The following is a 24,124-nucleotide window of genomic DNA, read 5'->3' as shown; positions in this document are numbered from 1 at the left end:
TTAATCAATAGCAAACTATGGCCTCAAGGTGTTTGCAGCGACTTCTTGACGACGGCATACCTTTGCAGCGTCAAGGCCCGTGCTTCATCGTGTGCCACGATGGGTGCGGGGTAGTTTTTGCCCAGGATCACGTCTGCCATCTGTAACTCCAGCGGCTTCGCGGTCCAGGGGGCGTGGAGGAGCTTGTTGGGCAGCTTGCCGAGTTGGGGCAGGTAACGCCGGATGAATTTGCCTTCACTGTCAAACTTTTCACTCTGGCTCACCGGGTTGAAAATCCTGAAATAGGGCTGCGCGTCGCAGCCGCTGGAACTGACCCATTGCCAGCCGCCGTTGTTGGCGGACAAGTCAAAATCATTGAGGTGCTGGGCAAAGTATTTTTCACCCCAGCGCCAGTCAATCCCCAGGTCTTTCACCAAAAAGCTGCCGACCACCATGCGCAGGCGGTTGTGCATATAGCCAGTCTGGTTGATTTGGGCCATGGCCGCATCCACCAGGGGATAACCGGTGCGTCCTTCGCACCACGCCTGGAAAAGAGTTTCGGCGTGTTCCCCTTGTTCCCAGGCTATGGCGTCGTATTCGGGCTTGTAGGCGCCTTGAACCACGTGCGGAAAATTAGCCAGAATCTGGACGTAAAAATCGCGCCAGATCAACTCGCCCAGCCAGGTGGCTGCCCCGCGGCTGCCTTGAATCTGCCGCTGCAGGGCGGTGGCGGCCAGCTGGCGGATGGACACGGTGCCAAACCGCAGGTGCACGCTGAGGTAGCTGGGGCCTTTGACCGCAGGAAAATCTCTCGTCTCATGGTAATCGTCCATGCGCTCGAAGAAGTCTTCAAACAAAGCGCGTGCGCCGGAGGCGCCAGTGGGAATCTTCAGCGCGCCCAGGTTGGTTTTTTCGAACCCGATCTCGGCCAGTGTTGGCACAGGCAGCTGCATGCCTGGGGGCCGTGTTGCCAGGGCGGTGCCATGCGGTGAACTGTCATGGGTACGCAGATGTTGGGGGGCGACAGTAGCCAGCCAGTTGTTCTTGTAGGGGGTAAAAACGCCATAGGGCGTTCCTGACTTGGTCAGTATCTCGCGCCCCTCAAAAACCACATGGTCTTTGCAGGTGCGCATGGCAATCCCGGCGTCCGTCAGCGCAGCCAGGACCTGTGCGTCGCGTGAAATGGCCTGCGGCTCGTAGTCGTGCGCCGCAAAGACGGCTTGCACGTTCAAGGCTTTCGCCAGCGCGGGAATGTCCTCACTGGCTTGCGCATGGCGCACGATCAGGCCTGCGCCCGGTTGGCCGCTCAGGGCCCGCAAGGCGTCATCCAGGTCACACAACGACTCCCGGATGAACTCCACGCGGCGGTCGGCGCGGGGCAGGGTGTCCAGAATGTCCCGGTCAAAGACAAAAACACAGTGCACCTGCCGGCAAGCATGGAGTGCCATGGACAGCGCCGCATTGTCTTGCACCCGCAAATCGCGGCGGAACCACATCAAACCTGTCTCGAATTGCTTGCTCATGATCACCGTTTAAAATCGTTGTATGTCTGGAGATTTTGCCCTTACCAACCTCACCAATCATTTTTTGATTGCCATGCCCGGGCTCAAGGACGAGGTTTTCTCCCGCAGCGTGGTGTATGTGTGTGAACACAGCGCGCGTGGGGCTTTGGGGCTGGTGATCAACAAGCCGGGCGACATGAAAATGACCAGCCTGTTTGAAAAGGTGGAGTTGCCACTGGGGCGCGCCGACCTGATCGGTGCTCCCGTGTTCCAGGGCGGGCCGATCCAAACTGAACGGGGTTTTGTGCTGCATGAGCCCATTTTTGTGGGGGCGGACAAACCGGCCGAGTCGGTTTACGCCTCCACCATGATCATTCCGGGCGGTCTGGAGATGACCACGTCCAAAGACGTTCTGGAAGCCTTGTCCTCCGGCGCCGGACCCCGCAAGGTGCTGGTGTCGCTCGGTTACTCGGCCTGGGGCGAGGGCCAGCTGGAGTCTGAGCTGTCGGACAACAGCTGGCTGACGGTGGCCGCTGACAACAGCGTCATCTTTGACACCCCCGTGGAACAACGTTACGAGCAGGCCTTGCAGTTGCTGGGTTTTGAGTCCTGGATGCTGTCGCCTGACGCGGGGCATGCATGAGCGACCAGGCCCAACCCGCGCCGCTTGTTGTCCCTGCCGGCCTGCAAACTTTTCTGGCGCTTGATTTCGGTATCAAGCGCACCGGTTTTGCCGTGGGCAACCGCCTGATGCGCACGGCCCAGCCACAAGGCACCATTGCAGCCGAGGGCGATGCGCGCTTCGTCAAAATTGCGCAGCAATTGAAGGAATGGCAACCCGATGCGCTGGTGGTGGGTGTGCCTTTTCACCCCGATGGCGCGGAACATGAAAACACCTTGCGGGCACGCAAGTTTGCCCGCCAACTGCACGGCCGCTTCAAGCTGCCCGTGTTCGAGGTGGACGAACGCTACACCACGACCGAAGCGCTGGAGATGGGCGCCAAAGACGCGGACGCTGCGGCGGCCTGCATTATTCTGGAACAGTTTTTGAGGAGTATTCCATGAGCTCACTGGAGTTGGACGCCGAGGCGTTGTACCTTGAGTTACTGGCGGGTGTACGCGCCATGTTTCGTCCCGACATGAAGTTGGTCGGGGTGACCTCGGGCGGCACCTGGCTGGGCGAGCGCCTGCAGCGCGACCTGAATTTACCGGGCAAATCCGGCGTGATCTCGTCCAGCATGCACCGGGACGACTTTGCCCACCGTGGCATGACCGCCGGGGCGCAGACGCAGATTGATTTTGACGTGAACGAGGCGCACATCCTGCTGCTGGATGACGTGCTGTTTACCGGGCGCACCATCCGCGCCGTGATCAACGAGCTGTTTGATTTCGGGCGGCCTGCCAGCGTCAAACTGGCCGTGCTGGTGGACCGGGGCGGCCGCGAGTTGCCCATCCAGGCCGATGTTTATGCCACCCGTGTGGCTCTGCCTGTCACCCAGTCTTTGGCCTTGGCGCGCAGCGACGCCGGGGTGTTCAGTTTCAACGTGGAGTCCCGCTAAGCCATGCTTTACAAGCGCAACCCCCAGCTCAACAAACATGGCGAGCTGATTCACCTGCTCTCGATCGAGGGCCTGCCCAAAAGCATCCTGACCCAGGTGCTGGACACCGCGGCCAACTTTGTGAGTGTGAGTGACCGTGAAGTCAAGAAAGTGCCGCTCTTGCGTGGCAAAAGTGTTTTCAATCTCTTCTTTGAAAACTCGACCCGCACCCGCACCACCTTCGAGATTGCCGCCACCCGCCTGAGCGCGGATGTCATCAACCTCGACATTGCGCGCTCCAGTGCTTCCAAAGGTGAATCGCTGCTTGACACCATTGCCAACCTGAGCGCCATGGCGGCCGACCTCTTTGTGGTGCGTCACGGCGAGTCGGGTGCGCCGTTTCTGATTGCCCAGCATGTGGCGCCGCATGTGCACGTCATCAATGCCGGGGACGGGCGCCATGCCCACCCGACGCAGGGCCTGCTGGACATGTACACCATCCGGCATTTCAAGAAAGACTTTTCCAACCTGACCGTGGCCATCGTGGGCGACGTGTTGCACTCGCGTGTGGCGCGCTCGGACATCCATGCCCTCACCACGCTGGGCTGTGCCGAGGTGCGTGTGGTCGGGCCCAAGACCCTGGTGCCCTCCGACATGGCGCAAATGGGCGTGCGTGTCTGCCACACGCTCGAAGAAGGCATCAAGGACTGCGACGTCATCATCATGTTGCGCCTGCAAAGTGAACGCATGAATGGCGCGCTGCTGCCGTCGAGCCAGGAGTTTTTCAAGAGCTATGGCCTGACCCCCGAGAAGCTGACGCTGGCCAAGCCGGACTGCATCGTGATGCACCCGGGCCCGATCAACCGCGGCGTTGAAATTGACTCGGCCGTGGTCGATGGCGTCCAGAGCGTGATCCTGCCGCAGGTGACTTTTGGCATCGCGGTGCGCATGGCGGTGATGAGTATCGTGGCAGGGAACGAGGCCTGATATGAAGACACTCACCAACATGCAGACACACCTCTTGATCAAGGGCGGCCGGGTTATCGACCCCGCCAGCGGTTTTGATGAAATTACCGATGTAGCCCTCGCCCATGGTGCGGTAGTAGCTATAAAAAACATAGCGCCTGATTTTCAGCCAGCACAGACGATTGATGCCACCGGCTGCATCGTGATGCCGGGTTTGATGGACCTGGCCGTGCGTTTGCGCGAGCCCGGCTACGAGCACGCCCGCATGCTGGACTCCGAGATGGCTGCGGCTGTGGCCGGTGGCGTGACCAGCCTGGTGTGCCCGCCCGACACCGACCCCGTGCTGGATGAACCCGGTCTGGTGGAAATGCTGCGTTTTCGGGCCGAAAAACTCAACCAGGCCCGCGTCTACCCGCTGGGTGCGCTGACCCGCAATCTGGCGGGTGAGGCGCTCACCGAGATGGTGGAGTTGACCGAGGCCGGTTGTGTGGGCTTCAGTCAGGCCGAAGTGCCGCTGGCCAACACGCAGGTCATGCAGCGCGCCCTGCAGTACGCCAGCACCTTTGGCTACTCGGTGTGGCTGCGTCCACAGGAATTTTTCCTGGGCAAGGGCGTGGCGGCCAGTGGCGCGCTGGCCACCCGCATGGGCCTCTCCGGCGTGCCCGTGGCGGCGGAGACGATTGCGCTGCACACCATTTTTGAGCTGATGAAGTCCACCGGTGCCCGTGTTCACCTGTGTCGCCTCAGCAGCGCCGCTGGCGTGGCCCTGGTGCGCCAGGCCAAGCTTGACGGCCTTCCGGTGACGTGTGACATCAGCATCAACTCGCTGCATTTGACGGACGCCGACATCGCCTACTTTGACAGCCGTGCCCGTCTCAACCCCCCGTTGCGCCAACAGCGCGACCGCGATGCCCTGCGCGCGGCGCTAGCCGACGGCACCATTGATGCCCTCGTGTCAGACCACACGCCGGTGGACGAAGATGCCAAGGCGCTGCCGTTTGCCGAGAGCGAGCCGGGTGCCACCGGTGTTGAGTTGTTGCTGAGCCTGGCGCTCAAGTGGAGCCTGGACAGCGGCGTCAGCCTGACGCGTGCCCTGGCGACGGTGACCACCGGCCCGGCGGGTGTCCTGGGCGCCGCGTTGGGTCCGCGCCAGGCCAGTGCCGGGCGTCTGGTGGTCGGCGGCAAGGCCGACCTCTGTGTCTTTGACCCGCAAGCGGCCTGGACCGTGGAACCCCGTGCGCTGCGCAGCCAGGGCAAGCACACGCCGTTCTCCGGCTATGAGTTGCCCGGACGCGTGCGCTACACCGTCATTGGCGGGCAGGTGGCGTTCCAGGCCTGATGAAGCGCATCGGTATCCAGGTTCGCGCGGGCTGGCGCTTCACGCGGGCGCTGATGCACATCGTCACCGGCATGTGGATCGTGGTCGTGGTGTTCCCCAAACTGTCGGCCTCGCAAAAGGAAACACGCGTCGAGGCCTGGGCGCTGGCCATGCTGGCGCGGCTGGACATCAAGATGGTGGTGAACGGCACACCGCCCGAACAGGGCCCGGTGCTGATGGCGGCGAACCACATCTCCTGGCTGGACATCGTGGTGATGCACGCCGCGCGTCACTGCCGCTTTGTCTCCAAATCCGAGTTGCGGCACTGGCCCCTGATTGGCACCCTGGCCACGGGCGCCGGTACGCTCTATATCGAGCGCGAGTCCCGCCGCGATGCGATGCGCGTCGTGCACCACATGGCCGAGCGCCTGAGTGCCGGTGACGTGCTGGCCATCTTCCCGGAAGGCACCACCAGCGACGGCATCAGCTTGCTGCCGTTTCACGCCAACCTGTTCCAGGCCGCCATCGCCGCCAACGCCCAGGTGCTGCCCGTAGCCTTGCAGTTTGTCGACCACGCCAGCGGCGAGCTCAGCCTGGCACCGTGCTATATCGGCGACGACACGCTGTTGGGTTCCATGTGGCGCACGCTGTGTACCCCCGGCATTGCCGTGGTGGTGACTTTTGGTGTGCCGCAAGCCGCGCAAGGCCGTGACCGCCGCACCTGGGCGGCCGATGTGCGCAACACCATCGCAGACATGCGGACCCTGAACCAGTTGATCTGATTATTGCTATTTATTTTATAGCTATATCCCTAGGTAAATAGAGGGCTCCAGCCTGATTCTTCTCAAATGTGACCACATGGTCCACCTGTGCACGAATGCCGATCCATTCACCAATCTTGTGGTCATGGTGGCTGGGCACATGGGCCATCACCGTCTCGCCACTGGCCAGTCGCAACGTGTATAAAAACTCGGAACCGCGAAACGCCTTGCGAATAATTTCGGCCTTCACGGGTGCCTCGTCGTCATGCACGATGTCGTCGGCGCGCAGCAGCACATCACACGCCCCGTTGGCAAAGGCGTTGGGCAGCGGGCATTCGGCCACATCCGTCAGATTGCCCAGGGGCGTTTGCACCACCACCTGACCGTTCTCGGCCACGATCACCGCGGGCGTGAACACACCATGGCCGATGAATTCGGCGACAAAACGGGTGGTCGGACGGTGGTAGAGCGTGTAGGCATCGTCCCACTGGTGCAAATGCCCTTCGTGCATGACGCCGATGGTGTCGCCAATGGCAAAGGCCTCCAGCTGGTCGTGGGTGACAAACAGGGCCGTGGTTTGGGCCGCCTTGAGGATGCTGCGCACTTCATGCGCCAGGCGCTCGCGCAAATCCACATCCAGATTGGAGAAGGGTTCGTCCAGCAAAAGCAGGCGCGGTTTGGGCGCCAGCGCACGGGCCAGTGCCACGCGCTGCTGCTGACCACCGGACAGTTCATGGGGAAAGCGCTCTTCCTGGCCCGCCAGACCCACCAGGTCCAGCACCTCGGCCACGCGGGTTGAGCGTTCGGTTCGAGGCAGATGATGGATGCCAAACGCCACGTTGCGCCCCACATTCAAATGCGGGAACAAGGCGTAGTCCTGAAACACCATGCCAATCTGCCGGGCCTCCGGCGCCAGGTTGAGGCTCGCGCTGCTCACCACCTCGCCAGCCAGTTTGATGGTGCCGGCTGACACCGGCTCCAGTCCGGCCACCGCGCGTAATAAAGTTGTTTTGCCACAACCTGAGGGGCCAATCAGCACACCAATGTCGCCCGCATGTAGGCCAAACGACACATCCCGCACAGCGGGCTGGCTGCGGCCCGCATAGGCCACACGGAGTTGGGAGACTTCAAGAAACATGAAAATCATTGTAGATGCTTACAATTCTCATTTGCAAACCGCTGAGTCCTGCTTTTCATGCCCTTTTTCCGCCCCGGCTTTTTCAAGACGCTTCACTGGTTTCGCCAGTTTCTGTTGCTGGCCCTGACCCTGGCGTTCATGCTGCCGGTGCTGGCCGTGTTTGCGTCCTGGTTGCCGTGGGGCGAGTCGGGCGCGGCAGCGGCCCAAATTCTGGGCGAGATGAGCAGCACGGTCTTGCCAGACTACGTCTGGACCACCGTGCGCCTGTGCCTGATGGTCGCTGTGGGCGTGGTGCTGGTGGGGCTGTCGGCCGCAGCGGCCGTGACCATGTTTGACTTTCCGGGGCGCCGTTTCTTTGAATGGGCCTTGCTGCTGCCACTGGCCATGCCGGCCTATGTGGTGGCCTACGCTTACACCGATTTTTTGCAGTTCAGCGGGCCTCTGCAAACCCTGGTTCGCGCCACGCTGGGGGTAGAGGGGCGGGTGTTCCCCGAAATCCGCAGCCTGGGTGGGGCGGCCTGGGTGTTCACCTTTGCGCTGTATCCGTATGTGTACCTGTTGGCCCGCACGGCTTTGGGGGAGCGGGCCTCGCAGTTGATGGAGGCCGCGCGCCTGCTGGGGGCGCCGCTGCGCCGACGCATTCTGGAGGTGGCCTTGCCGCTGGCCCGTCCGGCCGTGGCCGCTGGCACGGCGCTGGCGCTGATGGAAACGCTGGCCGATTTTGGCGTGTCAAGCTACTTTGGCATTCAAACTTTCACGGCCGGCATTTACAAGGCCTGGCTGTCGATGGACAACCGCATCGCGGCCGCCCAACTCGCCACGCTGCTGCTGCTGCTGGTGGGGCTGCTGATGTTTCTGGAGCACCGCGCGCAAAAGCGCATGCGTTTTTCTTCCACCAAAGGCGCGCGTGCCGGGTCTGCCGATGCGCGGCCCGTGGTGTTGCAGGGTCGCGCTAAGTGGCTGGCCTGGCTGCTGTGCGGCACGCCGGTGCTGGTAGGTTTTGTGCTGCCGGTGCTGTTCATGTTGCGCCCGCTGATGGCGGACTGGTCGGTGTTGTCGTGGGAAAAGTTTCTCGGCTGGTCGCTCAACAGCCTGCGGTTGGGCGGCATCAGTGCCGTCCTCGCCGTCTCGCTGGCGTTGCTGCTGGCTTTCAGCATGCGTCGCAGACCGGATCTGCCCACGCGACTGGCAGTGCAACTGGTGGGCTTGGGCTACGCCGTGCCGGGCGCGGTGATCGTGGTGGGGCTGCTGCTGCCGGTGGGATGGTTGCAGACCGTGGCACCGCAAAGCGGCGTGGGCTACCTGATGACGGCCACCTCGCTGGGACTGATTTGGGCCTACCTGGTGCGGTTTTGTGCCGTGGCCCTGCAGTCGGTCCAGAGTGGCTATGCCCGCATTCCCCTGAGTTTTGACGATTCGGCCCGCATGCTGGGCACGCGGGACCTGGCCCTCATGCGGCGGGTGCACTGGCCCTTGCTGAAACGCTCCACAGCGGCGGCAGCCCTGCTGGTGTTTGTGGACGTCATGAAGGAACTGCCCGCCACCCTGGTGCTGCGCCCCTTCAACAGTGACACACTGGCCGTGGTGGCTTACCAGCTGGCGCGGGACGAGCGTCTGGGGGAGGCCGCCTTGCCCTCACTGGCGCTGGTGCTGGTGGGGCTGTTGCCGGTCATTTTGCTCAGCCGCACCTTGCGCGCGCCCGCCCGCTGAGTGGGCCAGGGTTTCGTTTTGGACTGGATTGTTCCCAAAACGCGTATATTCGAAGCAACGAAATTATGAGCCAGACTTCATGCTGGCAGAGAGCGTCCCATGGCCAAGCGTTCCGCTGAAGCAACTCCATCCGAACTTGACAAGCCCGACGAGGTGTTTGACTTGGCGGCAGAACTCTTTCGGGTTCTGTCTGCGCCCATGCGCCTCAAAATCATCAGTTGCCTGTGCCATGGGGAACAAAATGTGAGCTACCTGCTCAGCAGAATCGACACCACCCAGCCCAATATGTCGCAGCACCTGACCACGCTTTACCAGGCCGGCATTCTGGGCAAACGCCGCGAAGGCGTGCAGATTTTTTACCGCATTGTCGATGACCGGGTCGCCACGCTGTGCCGGGCGGTGTGCTCCCAGATGGCGATCGAAGGCAAGTACGAGACGGCCTGACAGGCCGTCTCGTGATCCGCCCGGCGGGTCTTCACATTTCGCGAGCCCCTGGTGTCATCAATGATGCGACGAAGTACCCTAAGATGACAACCGGCCCCATGGCTTCATGGGGTTGTGCTTCATCTACACAAGGGAATAAAAAATGAAAATAGTCTCACGGCTCGTCGCCTCGGCCGGTCTGCTCGCAGCCTGCGCACTCTCGTTCAATGCACACGCTGCTTCCAATACCGTTTCAATCAATACCGCCGGCACCGGCAAGTCTGCGGCGCTCACCACGAGTCCTTCGGTGCTCACGTATGGTTCTGGTTATATCGAGACAGCGCCTTCCGGTGCGGGCAGCACGTTTGTTGAACATGGCGCGTACCGCCTGGTCGCTGCTGACGGTGCCTCCCCTTTCGGGGCCCGGGACATCACGGCGGTCTACTCGCTGTTCGGTCGATCGAGTGATGCAACCTCTCCCGTCGGTGTGTCGGGCGGCCAGATTGACCTTTACGCCGATTCAAATTTTGATTTCGGCACCGCAGGCCTTGGTTCCAGCGTGGTGTTCGGCGCCAACAACGGCACGCTGATTGCCTCTTTCAATGTCGCCTCCGGCATGTTCTTTCCCACCTCCCCAACGACCTTTGCAGGCAGCGTGTCAGCCCAAGCTGTGGCCGGATCAATCGCCTCAGGGTACTTTTTTTCTGCCAACCAAGACGACCTCGCGCTTGGCAACTCATTGATCTTGACGCTGAATGTCGCCAGCGCCATCAACTTCGCCCCCAATGAGGCCGAGCTCACCGATATTGTCTGCAAACAGTCCGGCACCTGCGTGGCCCCGGCTGCAGGCGCGTTTACCGTGCGCGATCAAGGCACCGTCATCTTGACTGCCGTGCCCGAACCCGAGTCCTACGCCATGCTGCTGGCTGGTCTGGGTCTGGGTCTGCTGGGCGTGGCGGCACGCCGTCGCAAAAGTTAAATTCATCCCCGCCTCAGGAGCCACTTCATGCCACTTGTCGTTTTCAATCAAAAAGGTGGGGTGGGCAAGTCCACCATCACCTGCAACCTGGCCGCCATCAGCGCCAGCCAGGGCCTGCGTACGCTGGTGATCGACCTTGATCCGCAGGGCAACTCCAGCAGCTACCTGATGGGCGGGGAGCCCGCCGAAGACCAGCCCCATGTGGCTGGCTTTTTCGAGCACGCGCTGAGCTACAGCTTTCGCACGGTGTCACCCGGCGAGTTCATCGTCAACACACCGCATGAGGGGCTGGACTTGATGGCCTCCCACCCGGACTTGAACGAGCTGCAAGGCAAGCTCGAATCCCGCCAAAAGATCTACAAGCTGCGTGAGGCCCTGCAGCAACTGGCCAAGGACTACGACCGCATCTACATTGACACGCCGCCCGCCCTCAACTTTTTCACGCGCTCGGCGTTGATTGGTGCCAGCGGCTGCCTGATTCCGTTTGACTGCGACGAGTTTGCCCGCAAGGCGCTCTACACCCTGATGGACAACGTGCAGGAAATTCGCGCCGACCACAACCCCGATCTGGTGGTCAAGGGCATTGTGGTCAACCAGTTCCAGCCGCGCGCCAACCTGCCCCAGCGCATGGTGGCCGAGTTGATTGCCGAAGGCCTGCCGGTGCTGCAGCCTTACCTGCCGTCGTCCGTGCGCATTCGTGAATCGCACGAGCAGTCGTTGCCCATGATTTACCTGGACCCCAACCACAAGCTGACCCTGGCCTTGGTGGCGTTGCACGAGGTGTTGGCTACCTGAGAGGGTGGTTTTGTATGCTATAAATGGATAGCTGCTCCCGCACGTATCTATTGGGCTAGCGCCCTGTTTTCTATAAATCGCGATGTCACGGGTCCCACGCTGCGTACGACAGCGCACAGACCCCGCGAAGCCTCCAGCCTATAACCAGCTTCATCAAGGTGATCCCACATTTGATGAACTGTTCACTGGAGAAAAATGATGACAAAAAATGCAACAACCTGGTCCGCCGTTTTGTGCGGCACCGCGCTGGTTTTGACGGTGGGCTGTAGCAGCCTGAAGACACCGGCCACCGCCGATGTGGCCGTCTCCAAGGCCGCAGTTGACAACGCCGCCGGTGCTGGCGGTGCGCAATTTGCCCCTGCGGAGATGAGTTCTGCACGCGAGAAGATGGCCCGGGCCAACCAGGCCATGGCTGCCAAAGACTACAAACTGGCGGTTGACCTCGCGGCACAAGCCCAGGCCGACGCCAAACTGGCGCAAGGCAAAGCCAACTCCGCCAAAGCCCAGGCCGCCGCCGATGCGTTGCAAGACGACATCCGCGTGCTGCGCGAAGAGCTTGACCGCAACAGCAAATAAAAACCAACACCTACCTACACAGGATTTCAAAATGAAAAACCTCTACCTCACCCCCGTTCTGCTCGCTGTTGCCATTGTGGTGGGCGCCTGCAGTTCAGCACCCCGAACCACCAGCTTGCTGGACCAGACGCGCAGCGAATACCGCATGGCCCAAAGCAACCCGAAAGTAGCCACTTACGCGGCCAATGAAATGCGTGTGGCCGGTGACGCCCTGGCCCAAGCTGAAGCAGCCGCCAATGACAACGACAGCGCTGAAAAAATCGACAAGCTGGCTTACCTGGCACGCCAGCGTATTGCGTTGACGCAAGAAGTGGCGAAGCAAAAATCGGCCGAAGCCGAAGTCGCCAATGCCGGCAAGGAGCGTGACCAGATTCGCATCGACCAACGCACCAACGAAGCCAACATCGCCAACAACAACGCTGAAAAATCCAAACTCGCCGCGCAGGTCGCACAGGGCGATGCCGCCGAAGCCCAGCGCCAAACCCTGCTGGCCCAAACCGACGCGGCCGCCGCTCAGCGCAAGACCCAGGAAGCCCAGGCCCGGTCTACCCAGCTCGAAGCCCAACTGGCCGATCTGGCCGCCAAAAAAACAGACCGCGGCATGGTCATCACCCTGGGTGACGTGCTGTTTGGCACCGACCTGGCGCGCCTGAACCCGGAAGGCATGCGCACCGCACAAAAGCTGGCCAACGTGCTGCAGCAAAATCCGCAGCGCACTGTTCTGGTGGAAGGCTTTGCCGACAGCACCGGCACCGCCGCCCATAACCAGGACTTGTCGGAGCGCCGCGCCACCGCCGTGCGCACGGCCTTGCAAGACATGGGCGTGGCGCGCGAGCGCGTCGCCATTCGTGGTTATGGCGAGGCCTACCCCGTGGCGGCCAACGACACCAACGCCAATCGCCAGATGAACCGCCGCGTTGAAATCGTCCTGTCCGACGACACCGGCAAAGTCATCGCACGCTGACCCGTGCCGTCAGCCGCGAGGCTGGGGAACCACGCCACCAGAGGGGTCTGCCCTTTGGTGGCGTTGTCATGTCCGGCAGGGTAAAACATCCCGCGCCGGGTTGACCTGGGTTGCCGGGGTTGAAAAAGCTTGTTTGACGAATAAACTTAAATTCGGAGGGCAAATGGCGAAATAGCCTACGATGTGCCACGACGATTCGCAGCGCTCAAAAGGTTTTCAAAATGCAAGACCACCCCACGGACGATGTGAAACAGCTCTTTTCCTTGCTGATCGACAGTTTGCCGGTTGGCATTGCAGTCATCGACTGCGAAATGCGCTTGCAGTACATCAACCAAAGACACGCCCAAACCAACCACCTGAGCGTCTCGGACCACATTGGCAAGAAGATTGCTGATTTTCTGCCGCAAGCGGCAGAGGTGGTGGAATCCAAAATAAGATTTGTGATCCAGACGGGGATTCCTTTGCTCAAGCAGGAAATCCGCGCCAGCCAACCCTCGCAGGATGGACACTTTCTGCACCGCATTGCCTCTTACCTGCCCTGGCGTGCTTCCAACGGACAAATGAAAGGGGTGCTCGCCCTCATCCAGGACTCGACGCTTGACGATGTGGCCCAGCAGTTGATTGAAGACAGTCAGCACAGGCTGCTCAAGGTGCTCGACAACCTGTATGCGTTTGTCGGCGTGTTGGAGTTGGACGGCACGATCACACATGCCAACCGGGCCCCGCTGGAGGCCGCAGGTTTGTCCCTGGACGATGTTCGCGGCAAGAAGGTGTGGGACAGCTACTGGTTTTCCTACAACCCGGACGTGCAGCAACGACTCAGACGGGATACCGAGCGGTGCTGTTTGGGTGAAGTGGTCCGTTATGACGTTCAGGTTCGCATGATGGACGGCAAGCTGATGTGGATTGACTTCATGCTTGCGCCGCTCAAAGACAAGCATGGGCAAGTCACGCACCTGATTCCGTCCGCCATGGATATTTCGCAGCGACATGCCGGCGAGGTGTTGCTGCAGCAGTCCGAAGAACGCTTTCGGTCGATCGTGGAGTCATCCGACGATGCCATCATCACCAAAACCCTCGGAGGGATCATCACCGGCTGGAACCCCGCCGCCGAGCGGCTGCTGGGCTATACGGAAGCGCAGGCCCTGGGGCAACCGGTCGGGATGTTGTTTCCCGAGGACCGGGTAACGGAAGAGTCCCAAATCATGCAGAAAATTTCTGCCGGGGAACAGGTGCCTTCTTTTGAGACCGAGCGAATTCACAAAAGCGGTCGGCCGGTCAGTGTGGCGGTCACCATTTCGCCATTGCGGGATCGTCGCGGCGCCGTGGTCGGGGCCTGCAAACTGGCGCGCGATGTGTCCGTTCAAAAACAACAGCTTGCCTTGCTGGAGCATGCATTGGAAGAAAAAACCGCTTTGCTGCACGAAGTGCATCACCGCGTCAAAAACAACTTGCAGATCGTCTCCAGCCTGCTGAACCTGCAGGCGCGAAAAGTGTCGGCCGATGCCGCGTTGGCCTTGGGAGAGTGCCAGGGGCGTATTCGGGCGATGTCACTCGTGCATCAGCTTTTGTACGAGTCCAGCAGCATGTCGGAGGTGGACCTGTCCGACTACATCAGCCGCTTGATCGCCTTGACGAGGGCGACTTACGATGCCACCACGTCGGGCGTCAAGTTGCTGTTTTTTGGCTCTATAGAAAAAATATCGCTGGACATTCAACGGGCCATACCTTGTGGGCTGGTGGTGAATGAATTGGTGTTGAACGCGATGAAGCACGCTTTCGTGCAGGGGCAACCAGGCTGCATTGAGGTGAAGATGGTGCTGACGCCTGAGGGGCTGCTTCAGCTCTCGGTCAGCGATGACGGTTGTGGTTTGCCAGCGGGCTTTGCCTGGGGCGCACGCGGTGGGTTGGGCACGCAACTGATTCCTTTGTTCGTCAACCAATTGAATGGTCATTTGACGACGGAGTCCTCTGATGCAGGTGCCTGCTTCACCTTGGAACTACGCCCTGGCGGGCAGAAAGTCAGCTATGAAGATTGAGCGAATTCTCGTGGTTGAAGATGAGCCGGTGGTGGCGCTTGACTTGCAGCAAACGCTACAGGAGATGGGGCATGACGTTTGTTCGATCCGGACAAGTTTCACCTCTGCGATTGAAGCGGTAGAGCAATTCAGCCCGAGCCTGGTGCTGATGGACATTCATTTGCAGGGCACAGGCGATGGCATTGATGCCTGCAATTTGATTTACCAGAAGTGGCAGCTGCCCGTCATCTTTTTGACGGCCTATGCCGATGAGAAAACAGTCGCTCGCGCGGCCGCGTGCAAGCCGTTTGGCTATTTGATGAAACCGTATCTCGCCAAAGAGCTTTCAGCGGTTTTGCAGGTGGCACGGTCTCGCCATGATGTCGAAATGTCCCTGGTGCGGTCTGAGGAACGGCTGGCCCTGGCCATTGACGCGGCCGAGCTGGGCATCTGGGAATGGGAGTCCCGGCTGGACCAGGTCAAGGGAGATGCCCGGTTTGGCCAGATGTGGGGCAGCGCCCTGTATCCTTTTTTGGCCGGTCTGAACGCCATGCTGGAGTTGGTGCACGCCGCGGACAGACCGCTGGTGGAAGGGCAATTGCAAAAAGAGGGCTTCTTCAACTGTGTATTTCGGGCAAAACGGGAGTCTGGTGCCTACGCCTGGCTGGAGATGTATGGCAATTTGAGGAAAAAAGCACCCGATCAGCAGGTCGTGGTGGGGGCCTTGCGCGATATCACTGCACGCAAAGAGATGGAGGAGCGCCTGCGCCAGGCCAGTGCCGTGTTCACCACCATCGCGGAAGGCATCATGATTCTTGACGAGTCGGGGTGCATGATTTCTGCCAACCCTGCGTTTTCAAAGCTCACCGGGTATCAGGAAGCCGAGGTGAAAGGGCTTTCCCCGATTGAGTTTTTGTTGATGCCCTCAGACAACGATCCCCGCTATGACGACATTGCCAACAACGAAACGGGGTTCTGGTCCAGTGAGGTGGTCTGCCAGGGCAAGGACGGCACGATGTTCAGCGCACTGCAGCAGGTTTGCGTGGTGCGCGATGAGTCGGGCAATCCGGTGCACTTTGTGCACACCATCTCTGATTTAACCGCCATTCGCTCCACCGAGCGTCAACTGGTTCATTTGGCCTACCACGATCCCCTGACCAAACTGCCCAACCGCCGGTTGCTCATGGACCGGCTGCAACAGGCGATGGCCAGCAGCGAACGCAGCGGCCAGGCCGCTGCCCTGCTGTTTATCGATCTGGACGACTTTAAGACCCTGAATGACACCCTGGGCCACGACATGGGTGACCTGCTGCTGGAAAACGTGGCCCAACGCCTGCAGTCCTGTATTCGGGAGGTGGACACGGTTGCCCGTCTTGGTGGCGATGAGTTCATGGTGATGCTGGAGAAGCTGAGCCCTCAATTGATTGACGCAGCCGTGTATACCGAGATGATTGGCAAAAAAATCATCGCCTTGCTCAACCACAGCTATCAGCTGGGAACGCACGATTACCGCTGTACCCCCAGTATTGGCGCCACGCTTTTTGTCGGAAATCAGCAGCGGATTGACGAGTTGATCAAGCAGGCGGATATCGCCATGTACCAGTCCAAGAAAAACGGACGCAACACCCTGAGTTTCTTTGACCCGACGATGCAGCAGACGGTCAACAAGCGGGCCCTGCTGGAAGCCGAGTTGCACAAAGCCATTGAGCTTGAACAGTTTCAGTTGTATTACCAGATTCAGGTGAATCCGGCAGGGTTTCCGGTCGGGGCCGAAGCCTTGATTCGTTGGGTTCATCCCCAGCGGGGCTTGGTCTCCCCGGTGGAGTTCATTCCATTGGCAGAAGAGACCGGTCTGATCCTGCCGATAGGCGCCTGGGTCATGGAGACCGCCTGCGCACAAATCAAGGCCTGGGAAACAAAAAGTAAAACCAGTGGGCTGGTGCTCGCGGTCAACATCAGTGCCAAACAAATTCGGCAGCCCGATTTCGTGGGTCAGGTTAGGGTGCTCATCGCGCGTTTTGACATTTCTCCGAAATTGCTCAAACTGGAGATCACCGAAAGCATGCTGCTGGACGACATCGAGGACACCATTGCAAAGATGAATGCCTTGAACAGGCTGGGTATCCAGTTTTCGCTGGATGACTTCGGGACCGGCTATTCATCACTGCAATACCTGAAGCGGCTTCCGCTGGATCAACTCAAGATTGACAAATCATTTGTGCACGATCTGGTGTTTGACCAGGACGACAGGACGATCGTTCGCACCATCATCACACTGGCTCACAGCCTGAGCCTGGATGTGATTGCAGAAGGCGTGGAGACCGAGGAGCAAAAACGGCTGCTGATGAACAAGGGCTGCATCCTCTATCAGGGCTACCTGTTTGGCAAGCCGGTGAGTATTGAGCAGTTTGAGGCCCAACTGCCCTGAGCGTCTTGGTGCGGCCTTGCATGTGGTCCCGCCAGTAGGAATCGAACCTACATTTCACGCTTAGGAGGCATGCGCACTATCCATTGTGCTATGGCGAGAAATCAAGGTCCTGCATTGTACGGGGCCGCGCTACTTGCCAAGGGTGTCGTAGCGCAGGGTGAAAATCAGGTCCACGGCGCTTTGTTCGCCGGTCTGGGCGCGCAGGGTGAAGCGGCGCGACAGGTCGTAGAAGATGTAGAAGGTACCCAGCGTGCCCGCCAGGCTGCGTTCGTAGGCCACGTAGAAGTTGCGTGACACCCGTTTGCCCAGGGTGACGGTGGCGCCCGTGGTGGTGCTGTTGTCGGCGCCTCGCACCGACAGTTCATCCAGCCCCAGCGCTTCGGCCAGGCTGCCCGACAGACTCTTGCCGTTGCCGCCCAGCAGCGCCAGTGCGGCTTGTTGCAACAAGGCAGACTCGGCGCCGCCATTGGCCGATGAGCGGCCCAGCACCAGCCACGCCAGCTTGTCCGCATCGGGCAGGTCGGGCTCGGCGTAGAGCCGCACGACGGGCGACAGCGCGGTGCCGCTGATCTGCACGCCCACGCGTTGTTGCAGGTTGGGGCGGATGGCCAGGATGTCGAGTGCCGGGTTGTCAAATGGCCCGTTGAAGCGCAACACGCCTTCTTCAATATCGAGCTGCTGGCCGTAGGCTTTGTAGGTGCCGCCGATGGTCTGCAGCTGGCCGGTGAGGCGCGGCGTCAAGTCGCGGCCCGGTGTGGTGCGCAGCTCCAGGCTGCCCGCCAGCCGGCTGATAAGCCCCCGTCCGCGTACCTGAAAATTCTGACCCAAATCCAGTGTGACGGCCACGTCCGGTGTGACGCGCACGCCAGTAGCCACGGGTGTTGTCGTCGGAGTAGCGGTTGTTTTGGCCTTGCGCACAACGACGTCGTCACCCAGCTGCGGTGCGGTGTCGTCGGGCAGGACGAACAGGGCTTCGTCCGCCTTGAGCGAGCCGCGAATGTTCAGACGGGCGTCGTTGAGTTGTGCAGTCAACTTGCCCGACATCACCAGGCGCCGGTCGGCACGCGCGCTCAGGCGCAAGGCCTGCAGGGTGGCGTCCAGTTCCATGCGCAGGCGCGAGGCGAGGGTGCTTGCCGTGGCCGTGGCAGGCAGCCACACCACCGAGCCTTTGACTGAGAGCAGACCACCGCCACTGCTGCCACCTGCGCCCTGCAAGGTGAACTGTTGAATTTCCAGGCGCTCGCCCTCTAGGCTGGCATTCAGTGTGCCGTTGCTGAAGTCGATGCCGTCCGCGACCGAGCGCACCGCCAGGTCTTGCGCCTGCAGCTTGCCGCGCCATTGCGGCGCTGCGCGGGTGCCTGACAGCGTGGCGTTGGTGTCCAGCGTGCCGCGCAACCGCCAGCCGGGGGGCGCCAGCAGCGACCAGACGCCGACGGGCGGCAGTTTGGCGCTCAATGTGCCGCTCAGTGAGGCGCTTGCGGGCCAGGTCCAGGCGCCCGCCTGGCGCTGCAGGCGGGTGCTGACGGACGCTTGCGCCTGCCCGGCGCGTTCGCTGTCCCAGCGCAGGTTGGCGGCCAGTTGGTCGCCGTCGGCGGTGAGGGTCACGCGGGCTTCGCGTACACCCGCCACGATGGGGCCGACGTTGGTGCCTTCGGTTTGTACCTGCAGGTCGCCGCTGGTGCGCTCCAGGGTGGCGCGCAGGCGCAGGGCGTCTCCACCTGTTGCGTCCCACTGGCCACCAAACAGCAGGTCGCCGCGCAGGCCCAGGTTGGCCATTTGGGTTTGCCCCACCAGGTCCAGCCAGGCCAGCGGCAGGCCCTGAATGCTGCCCTGGGTGCGCCAGTCGCTGCGCGTGCCTTGCTGCGACCAGCGTGCGGGCTGCCAGCTCAAGGTGGTGGCGCCGGGAACGGGCCCCACCAGTCGGGCGGTGGCGGCAGACACATCCAGCGTGTGGCTCAGCGCACTTTGTTTCCAGTCGAGGCTGACGCTGTTGTTCAGCTGCAGGGTCCACAGGCCGGGCCGCAGGCTGTCCTGGGCCGTGAGCTGCGCCGTGTCGACTCTGGCCTGCCAGATGCCCTCGTTGACCCGGCCACCACGGGCCTGTGCCTGCAGGTTGAAGCGGCGGGTGCCGGTTTCGGCTTGGCCGCGGGTGCTCAGGGTCAGGGCGCGCAGCGTACCAGCCAGGTCGGCCTGCAGGTCCCGCAGGCGCCACCCTGCATCGGCGGGCTGGCCGGGGTTGATCAAGTCAAGCCTGGGGGCGCGCAGGCTGGCCTGAATCTGGAGTTCCTGTCCTTGTTTGTGCCAGCCGCCTTGCCAGTGGCCGGTGAGGTCGGCCGTGCCTTGCAGGGTGTTTTGACCCAGGGTGCCGGCCATGCCGGGCAAGCGCTCCAGCCAGCGGCTGGCGAGCGCGGCATCGGCCACCTGCAGGCTCAGCTCACCCTTGCCCTGGGTGCTGGCCATCTGCCCGTCCACACCGGCTTTGGCGCCCGGCAGGGTCAGGTCCAGCTTGCCTTGCGCTGCCTGGCTGACGGTGTCGTAGGCCAACTTGCCTTGCAGCTGGGCGTCATCGGTCTGCACGGTCAGCGTGTCCAGCGTGAGTTTGGGGGCTTGCCACAGGCCTTTGGCATCCATGGCTTTAATCCGCAGGCCTGCGAGGGTGCGGGTGCTTGCGGAATCGGTTTTTTGGGCTGCTGGCTTGCCGGCGGCGGCTTGCAGGTGCGCATCAAAACCAATGCCTGCCGCTGTTTGCTGCGCGGCCAGCTGACCGTTCAGCGCGGTGGCGGCCAGGCGTGAGTCCAGCGCGGCCGGGTTGATGCTGCGCACGGTGGCGCTGCCCTGCCATTGGCGCGGGCTGTCGGTGCCGGAGAGCTTGCCCTGCGCTTCGATGCGCCCGCCAGCACCGTGGGCCTGCAGCGATTCGATAGTCCACTGACCTCCGGTAAAAAAAACCTTGGCGTTGAGGCTGTCCACCGGCAGGCGCTGCTGGTCCCACGGCCCGCTTTGCGCGTTGGTGAGCGTGACGCCCGCACGCCATCCCGTGCCCTCGGGCGTGATGACGGCTTCTCCGGCCAGCAGCGTCTGCGGTGCCTGCGGCCACAGCGCTGCCAGGTCCAGCGCTTTCCAGTTGGCGTTGGCGTGGGTTACAGGCTGCTTTTGCCAGGGCTGAAGGCGTGCCGTGATGTCGGCTTGCATCGCCTGTTTGGCTGACAGCTTGTTGCCGCTCGCGTCCAGCAGTTCGGGTGCGAGCTGTGCTTTCACGTCCAGCGTTGCGTCTGGTGTGGCGAGGGCGCCTTGCACCCCGGCATGCGCCTTGATGGTGACCTTTTGCTGGCTGGAGGGCACCGTGGTTTCAAGGCTGCCGTCGAGTTGCGCGGTCAGCGCCATGGGCGCTTGTGCCTGCAGGCGGGCAGTGAACTGGTAGTTTCCAGATGAAATACGCAGCTTGCCCTCAGTCAGTCTATGTTCTTTGCTATCAAATATGTAGTGGCCTGTGACGCCAGTCACTTGCAGCGCGGGTGGCCCGACCCACTCGATGGTGTCCACCAAAAAAGGCGCATCCACTTTGATGGGCAGACGCAGGTCCGTCGGCGTTTCAGGTGCGGAGGCCGGGCGCCGGTCATCAATGCGCAGGTGTCGCACGGTCACCTGGCCCAGGCGCAGCTCGCGGTCCAGCAACGTGCGCAAAGCCCAGGGTACGCTCACCTCACGGGCCTCCACGCTGAGCTCGCCGCGTTGCCAGCGCAGCCAGCCAATGGTGCCGCCGCCGCGCAGGGAGCCATGGACATCTTTCACTTCCAGCGACTGGTCGGCGGGCAAGTAACGCATCAGTTGATTGAGTGAGGTCGCCAGCGAGGTGCTGGTGCCGCCCCATACCCAGAGTGCGCTGCCCAACGCCAGCACGACCACCAAGGTGGCCGCAAAGGTGATCAGGGTGACGCGCAGGGTTTTCATCAGAAGGTAAAGCCCACATTCAGGTGCAGGCGCAGACGTTTGGCGTCCAGGCCGTAGGCCAGGTCCATTTGCAGCGGGCCGACCGGGCTCTTCCAGCGCGCGCCGATGCCTACGCCCACTTTGGCGCGCAGGTCAGCAGGTTTGTCGGCCACCGAGCCGGCGTCCACAAACACGGTGCTTTCCCAGTCGGTCAGGCGGCCATTGACCGTGATGGGGCGCTGCCACTCGACACTGCCCACGCCCAGGTAGCGACCAGCCGTGGTCAGGCCATCGGGCAGGACCAAGCCAATGTCGTGGTAACCATAACCGCGCACGCTGTTGTCGCCGCCGGTCAGAAACAGCTGGGTGCTGGGCAGGGCCACGTCGTCGCGGGCCAGCACCGCGCCCACTTCGCCCCGCACCACGATGCGTCCCGCGCGTGCGTTGGTTTGAACGACGTCGCTGCCACCGAGCGGCCAGTAGTATTGGCCGCGCGCCAGAATGCGGCCGTAGGGTGCCCGCTGGCTGCCCAAGGTGGTACCTCCGCCGATTTCGCCCCCGGCGCCCCAGCCGCTGGAGGGGAAGGGCAGGCTGTCAAAGTTGCGCCGTGTGATCGCAAAGTTGGCACTCAGCGAATCGCTCACCACGGGCTGGCTGGCATCGTTGGAGGCAGTGCCTGCGCGGTCGTATTGCAGGTAGTAGTTGCGGTCAATCTGCTGTCCGCTCTGGCTGCGGCCCAGGCGCAGGCGCTGGCTGGTGATGTCAAAGCTGCCAATCTGCTGGCTTTGCAGCAGGCCCGAGGTGACCCAGCGCCAGTTGCTCTCGTTGGGCGGGGCGGTCCATTCGGTGCCGATGGAGCGCGTCTCGCGGTCCAGCAACACTTTGCTGACCGAACGCCAGCCAATGCCGGGCACCTTCAGGTGGGTGTGTTCGGCAGACAGGCGGGCACCACTGTCGGTGCTGGCACCCACACCGAGCACCAGTTTTTGTAGCATGGCCTCACGCAGTTGCACCAGTACCGGGGCGGCCTGAGGGTCGCCAGCGGTGTCCAGCGACACAAAGACCGAGTCAAAAAAGCCGCTGTCGGTCAGGCGCTGCTGGGCTTCCACCAATTGGGCCTGGTCGTAGTCTTCGCCTGGGGTTAACCGAGCCAGACGGCTGACGAGTTCAGTGTCCTGGCGCTGCAGGCCGGTGATGACCAGGTCCCCCAGCCGGTAGGCCGGTCCGGATTCCAGCGTGACGGACAACTGCGCGTTGTGGGTGAGCGGGTCAATGTCGGCCAGGCTGCTGGCGATCTGCCCGGCTGGAAAGCGCTGGCGGGTGAGCTGTCGCAGCGCCTGCTGTTTCGCGGCGGCCCAGTTGGGTTGGGTAAATCGGGCGCCCGGTTGCAGCAGCCAGTTGTCCTGGATCTGCTGGCGCTGGGTGAGCGGCAGGGGGTCGTTGGTGATCGGGCCGCTGAAGTCGACGCGCACCTCGCTCACGCGGGTGGGTTCGCCCGGGACGACGCTCAGCTTCACCACGCGCGGGGTACTGTTGTTAACGGCAGGCTGTTGTTCGATGCGAATGTCAGGTGAAAAGTAGCCCAGCGTGGCCACCAGCTCCCGCACGTTGTCGTCGGCGGCTGTGATCAGGCGCGCGAGTTCGCTGTCATTGAGGTCGGTCAGCTCTCGGTAGCGCAGCAACTCCAGATGGCGCTCCAGCACTGCCTTGATTTCATCGGGTGCGTCAATCGTGAGGGTGAAGGCCGCCAGCGCAGGTGCCGCGGCGGCACCCGTGCTGGCGCTGGCAGGTGTGGCTGGTATCGCTGGCGGAGCCTGGGCAAGCAGCAGTCCGGGCGCGCCCGCGAGCAGGGTGGCGGCCAGCAGCCATTTCATTTAGTCAGCAGACGCATCGTGTCTTCCAGCCCTTTGAGCGTGAGCGGGAACATGCGCTGGTTCATGAGCTGCTGGACCACGGCGATGCTCTGGCGGTATTGCCATACGCCTTGCGGCTCGGGGTTGATCCAGGCAAATTTGGGGAAGGCGCTGGTGAGTCGCTGCAGCCACTCGACACCGGCTTCTTCGTTGTTGTATTCCACGCTGCCGCCGGGCTGCAAGATCTCGTAGGGGCTCATGGTGGCGTCGCCAATGAAGATGAGCTTGTAGTCCTTGTTGTACTTGCGGATGATGTCCCAGGTGGCAAACTTCTCGGCAAAGCGGCGGCGGTTGTTCTTCCACATGAAGTCATATACGCAGTTGTGGAAGTAATAAAACTCCAGGTGCTTGAACTCCGACTTGGTGGCGCTGAACAGTTCCTCCACCCGCTGGATGTGGTCATCCATGGTGCCGCCCACGTCCATCAGCAACAGCACTTTCACGTTGTTGTGGCGCTCGGGCCGCATCTTGATGTCCAGATACCCGGCATTGGCCGCCGTAGACTGGATGGTGTCGTCCAGGTCCAGTTCTTCTTCATGGCCCTCGCGCGCAAACTTGCGCAGGCGGCGCAGCGCCACCTTGATGTTGCGCGTGCCCAGCTCCTGCGTGTCGTCATAGTCTTTGTAGGCGCGCTGGTCCCACACTTTGACGGCGCTGCGGTTGCGGCTTTTGTCCTGGCCGATGCGAATGCCTTGCGGGTTTTGGCCGTAGGCGCCAAACGGGCTGGTGCCGCCTGTGCCAATCCACTTGCTGCCGCCTTCGTGGCGTTCCTTTTGCTCTTCAAAACGCTTTTTGAGCGTTTCCATGAGCTCGTCCCAGCCCATTTTTTCGATCTTGGCGCGTTCTTCGGGGCTGAGCTCAAGCTCCAGGTTCTTGCGCAGCCACTCCAGCGGGATGTCCTTGGTGAAGTCGGCCACCATCTCCACACCCTTGAAATAAGCGGCAAAGGCGCGGTCGAACTTGTCGTAGTGCTTTTCGTCCTTGACCAGCGTGGTGCGGCTCAGGTAGTAAAAGTCCTCGATCTTGTAACCGCTGACGTCATCTTCGCTTTCGGGTTCGGGCGCGTTGGGCCCCACCACACCCGCCTTCAGGGCTTCGAGCAGCGTGAGGTATTCCTTGACCGATATCGGCAGCTTGGCCGAGCGCAGGCTGTAGAAGAAGTCAATCAGCACGGTGTCTCTCCAGG

At 61.7% G+C, this 24,124-nt stretch carries 19 protein-coding genes and 1 tRNA gene; 14 read left to right on the top strand and 6 right to left on the bottom strand.

Translation table 11 applies throughout. From position 1 onward, the window contains the following. Positions 1–23 precede the first annotated feature (23 nt). Entirely contained in the window at positions 24–1,502 is a 1,479-nt protein-coding gene (locus AC097N_RS08215) for a cryptochrome/photolyase family protein (RefSeq protein ID WP_479580417.1), read from the bottom strand. Positions 1,503–1,524: 22 nt separating this feature from the next. Between AC097N_RS08215 and AC097N_RS08210 the strand changes: the two genes are divergently transcribed. From AC097N_RS08210 to AC097N_RS08185, 6 genes are read left to right on the top strand one after another with little or no spacing between them, the layout of a single operon-like run. Further along, positions 1,525–2,124 (top strand): YqgE/AlgH family protein, encoded by a 600-nt coding sequence (locus tag AC097N_RS08210; protein WP_479580416.1) that lies wholly within the window; start codon positions 1,525–1,527, stop codon positions 2,122–2,124. Then, positions 2,121–2,546 (top strand): Holliday junction resolvase RuvX, encoded by a 426-nt coding sequence (gene ruvX, locus AC097N_RS08205; protein ID WP_479580415.1) that lies wholly within the window; start codon positions 2,121–2,123, stop codon positions 2,544–2,546. Before AC097N_RS08210 ends, ruvX begins: the two co-directional genes overlap by 4 nt. After that, positions 2,543–3,040, top strand: a complete 498-nt coding sequence (gene pyrR / locus AC097N_RS08200) for a bifunctional pyr operon transcriptional regulator/uracil phosphoribosyltransferase PyrR (protein WP_479580414.1) — start codon at positions 2,543–2,545, stop codon at positions 3,038–3,040. The genes ruvX and pyrR overlap by 4 nt, the downstream gene beginning before the upstream one ends. Positions 3,041–3,043: 3 nt before the next feature. Further along, entirely contained in the window at positions 3,044–4,006 is a 963-nt protein-coding gene (locus AC097N_RS08195; protein WP_479580413.1) for an aspartate carbamoyltransferase catalytic subunit, read from the top strand. Between the two features lies 1 nt (position 4,007). Further along, positions 4,008–5,324, top strand: coding sequence for a dihydroorotase (locus tag AC097N_RS08190; protein ID WP_479580412.1), 1,317 nt, complete (start codon positions 4,008–4,010; stop codon positions 5,322–5,324). Next, entirely contained in the window at positions 5,324–6,085 is a 762-nt protein-coding gene (locus tag AC097N_RS08185; protein WP_479580411.1) for a lysophospholipid acyltransferase family protein, read from the top strand. The genes AC097N_RS08190 and AC097N_RS08185 overlap by 1 nt, the downstream gene beginning before the upstream one ends. 10 nt (positions 6,086–6,095) lie before the next feature. On the opposite strand, the gene AC097N_RS08180 is transcribed toward AC097N_RS08185, so the two are convergent. Continuing rightward, positions 6,096–7,202 (bottom strand): ABC transporter ATP-binding protein, encoded by a 1,107-nt coding sequence (locus AC097N_RS08180; RefSeq protein ID WP_479580410.1) that lies wholly within the window; start codon positions 7,200–7,202, stop codon positions 6,096–6,098. Positions 7,203–7,259: 57 nt separating this feature from the next. On the opposite strand from AC097N_RS08180, the gene AC097N_RS08175 reads away from it, so the two are divergent. From AC097N_RS08175 to AC097N_RS08140, 8 genes are all read left to right on the top strand, one after another. Next, positions 7,260–8,912, top strand: a complete 1,653-nt coding sequence (locus AC097N_RS08175) for an ABC transporter permease (protein WP_479580409.1) — start codon at positions 7,260–7,262, stop codon at positions 8,910–8,912. 99 nt (positions 8,913–9,011) lie between these two features. Further along, complete coding sequence (locus AC097N_RS08170; RefSeq protein WP_479580408.1) at positions 9,012–9,356, top strand: ArsR/SmtB family transcription factor; 345 nt, start codon at positions 9,012–9,014, stop codon at positions 9,354–9,356. A gap of 142 nt (positions 9,357–9,498) precedes the next feature. After that, positions 9,499–10,314, top strand: coding sequence for a PEP-CTERM sorting domain-containing protein (locus tag AC097N_RS08165; RefSeq protein WP_479580407.1), 816 nt, complete (start codon positions 9,499–9,501; stop codon positions 10,312–10,314). Positions 10,315–10,341: 27 nt separating this feature from the next. Next, positions 10,342–11,109, top strand: a complete 768-nt coding sequence (locus AC097N_RS08160) for a ParA family protein (RefSeq protein WP_479580406.1) — start codon at positions 10,342–10,344, stop codon at positions 11,107–11,109. 198 nt (positions 11,110–11,307) lie between these two features. Next, a complete protein-coding gene (locus AC097N_RS08155; protein WP_479580405.1) occupies positions 11,308–11,685 on the top strand; it encodes a DUF4398 domain-containing protein in 378 nt (125 codons plus the stop codon). A 31-nt stretch (positions 11,686–11,716) separates the two neighbouring features. Further along, entirely contained in the window at positions 11,717–12,649 is a 933-nt protein-coding gene (locus tag AC097N_RS08150; protein WP_479580404.1) for an OmpA family protein, read from the top strand. Positions 12,650–12,870: 221 nt separating this feature from the next. After that, a complete protein-coding gene (locus AC097N_RS08145; protein ID WP_479580403.1) occupies positions 12,871–14,688 on the top strand; it encodes a sensor histidine kinase in 1,818 nt (605 codons plus the stop codon). Continuing rightward, on the top strand, positions 14,678–17,095 hold the full coding sequence (locus AC097N_RS08140; protein WP_479580402.1) for a two-component system response regulator: 2,418 nt from the start codon (positions 14,678–14,680) through the stop codon (positions 17,093–17,095). The genes AC097N_RS08145 and AC097N_RS08140 overlap by 11 nt, the downstream gene beginning before the upstream one ends. A gap of 23 nt (positions 17,096–17,118) precedes the next feature. On the opposite strand, the gene AC097N_RS08135 is transcribed toward AC097N_RS08140, so the two are convergent. The 4 genes from AC097N_RS08135 to AC097N_RS08120 all read right to left on the bottom strand — a co-directional run bounded on the left by AC097N_RS08135 (position 17,119) and on the right by AC097N_RS08120 (position 24,110). Further along, positions 17,119–17,193, bottom strand: a tRNA-Arg gene (locus tag AC097N_RS08135). A 31-nt stretch (positions 17,194–17,224) separates the two neighbouring features. Beyond that, a complete protein-coding gene (locus tag AC097N_RS08130) occupies positions 17,225–21,046 on the bottom strand; it encodes a translocation/assembly module TamB domain-containing protein (RefSeq protein ID WP_479580401.1) in 3,822 nt (1,273 codons plus the stop codon). Further along, positions 21,046–22,899 (bottom strand): autotransporter assembly complex protein TamA, encoded by a 1,854-nt coding sequence (locus AC097N_RS08125; protein WP_479580400.1) that lies wholly within the window; start codon positions 22,897–22,899, stop codon positions 21,046–21,048. Before AC097N_RS08125 ends, AC097N_RS08130 begins: the two co-directional genes overlap by 1 nt. Further along, complete coding sequence (locus AC097N_RS08120; protein WP_479580399.1) at positions 22,896–24,110, bottom strand: vWA domain-containing protein; 1,215 nt, start codon at positions 24,108–24,110, stop codon at positions 22,896–22,898. The genes AC097N_RS08125 and AC097N_RS08120 overlap by 4 nt, the downstream gene beginning before the upstream one ends. Between the last annotated feature and the right edge of the window lie 14 nt (positions 24,111–24,124).

This window comes from Rhodoferax sp. LS1R11, assembly GCF_056521395.1.
The sequence above is the reverse complement of the archived record's forward strand: the minus strand, read 5'-3'. Positions and strand labels throughout refer to the sequence as shown.

What these genes read in the sequence shown, in the direction of transcription:
- AC097N_RS08215 (WP_479580417.1), bottom strand. Translation starts at nt 1,502, where the DNA reads ATGAGCAAGCAATTCGAGACAGGTTTGATGTGGTTCCGCCGCGATTTG.
- AC097N_RS08210 (WP_479580416.1), top strand. Translation starts at nt 1,525, where the DNA reads ATGTCTGGAGATTTTGCCCTTACCAACCTCACCAATCATTTTTTGATT.
- ruvX (WP_479580415.1), top strand. Translation starts at nt 2,121, where the DNA reads ATGAGCGACCAGGCCCAACCCGCGCCGCTTGTTGTCCCTGCCGGCCTG.
- pyrR (WP_479580414.1), top strand. Translation starts at nt 2,543, where the DNA reads ATGAGCTCACTGGAGTTGGACGCCGAGGCGTTGTACCTTGAGTTACTG.
- AC097N_RS08195 (WP_479580413.1), top strand. Translation starts at nt 3,044, where the DNA reads ATGCTTTACAAGCGCAACCCCCAGCTCAACAAACATGGCGAGCTGATT.
- AC097N_RS08190 (WP_479580412.1), top strand. Translation starts at nt 4,008, where the DNA reads ATGAAGACACTCACCAACATGCAGACACACCTCTTGATCAAGGGCGGC.
- AC097N_RS08185 (WP_479580411.1), top strand. Translation starts at nt 5,324, where the DNA reads ATGAAGCGCATCGGTATCCAGGTTCGCGCGGGCTGGCGCTTCACGCGG.
- AC097N_RS08180 (WP_479580410.1), bottom strand. Translation starts at nt 7,202, where the DNA reads ATGTTTCTTGAAGTCTCCCAACTCCGTGTGGCCTATGCGGGCCGCAGC.
- AC097N_RS08175 (WP_479580409.1), top strand. Translation starts at nt 7,260, where the DNA reads ATGCCCTTTTTCCGCCCCGGCTTTTTCAAGACGCTTCACTGGTTTCGC.
- AC097N_RS08170 (WP_479580408.1), top strand. Translation starts at nt 9,012, where the DNA reads ATGGCCAAGCGTTCCGCTGAAGCAACTCCATCCGAACTTGACAAGCCC.
- AC097N_RS08165 (WP_479580407.1), top strand. Translation starts at nt 9,499, where the DNA reads ATGAAAATAGTCTCACGGCTCGTCGCCTCGGCCGGTCTGCTCGCAGCC.
- AC097N_RS08160 (WP_479580406.1), top strand. Translation starts at nt 10,342, where the DNA reads ATGCCACTTGTCGTTTTCAATCAAAAAGGTGGGGTGGGCAAGTCCACC.
- AC097N_RS08155 (WP_479580405.1), top strand. Translation starts at nt 11,308, where the DNA reads ATGACAAAAAATGCAACAACCTGGTCCGCCGTTTTGTGCGGCACCGCG.
- AC097N_RS08150 (WP_479580404.1), top strand. Translation starts at nt 11,717, where the DNA reads ATGAAAAACCTCTACCTCACCCCCGTTCTGCTCGCTGTTGCCATTGTG.
- AC097N_RS08145 (WP_479580403.1), top strand. Translation starts at nt 12,871, where the DNA reads ATGCAAGACCACCCCACGGACGATGTGAAACAGCTCTTTTCCTTGCTG.
- AC097N_RS08140 (WP_479580402.1), top strand. Translation starts at nt 14,678, where the DNA reads ATGAAGATTGAGCGAATTCTCGTGGTTGAAGATGAGCCGGTGGTGGCG.
- AC097N_RS08130 (WP_479580401.1), bottom strand. Translation starts at nt 21,046, where the DNA reads ATGAAAACCCTGCGCGTCACCCTGATCACCTTTGCGGCCACCTTGGTG.
- AC097N_RS08125 (WP_479580400.1), bottom strand. Translation starts at nt 22,899, where the DNA reads ATGAAATGGCTGCTGGCCGCCACCCTGCTCGCGGGCGCGCCCGGACTG.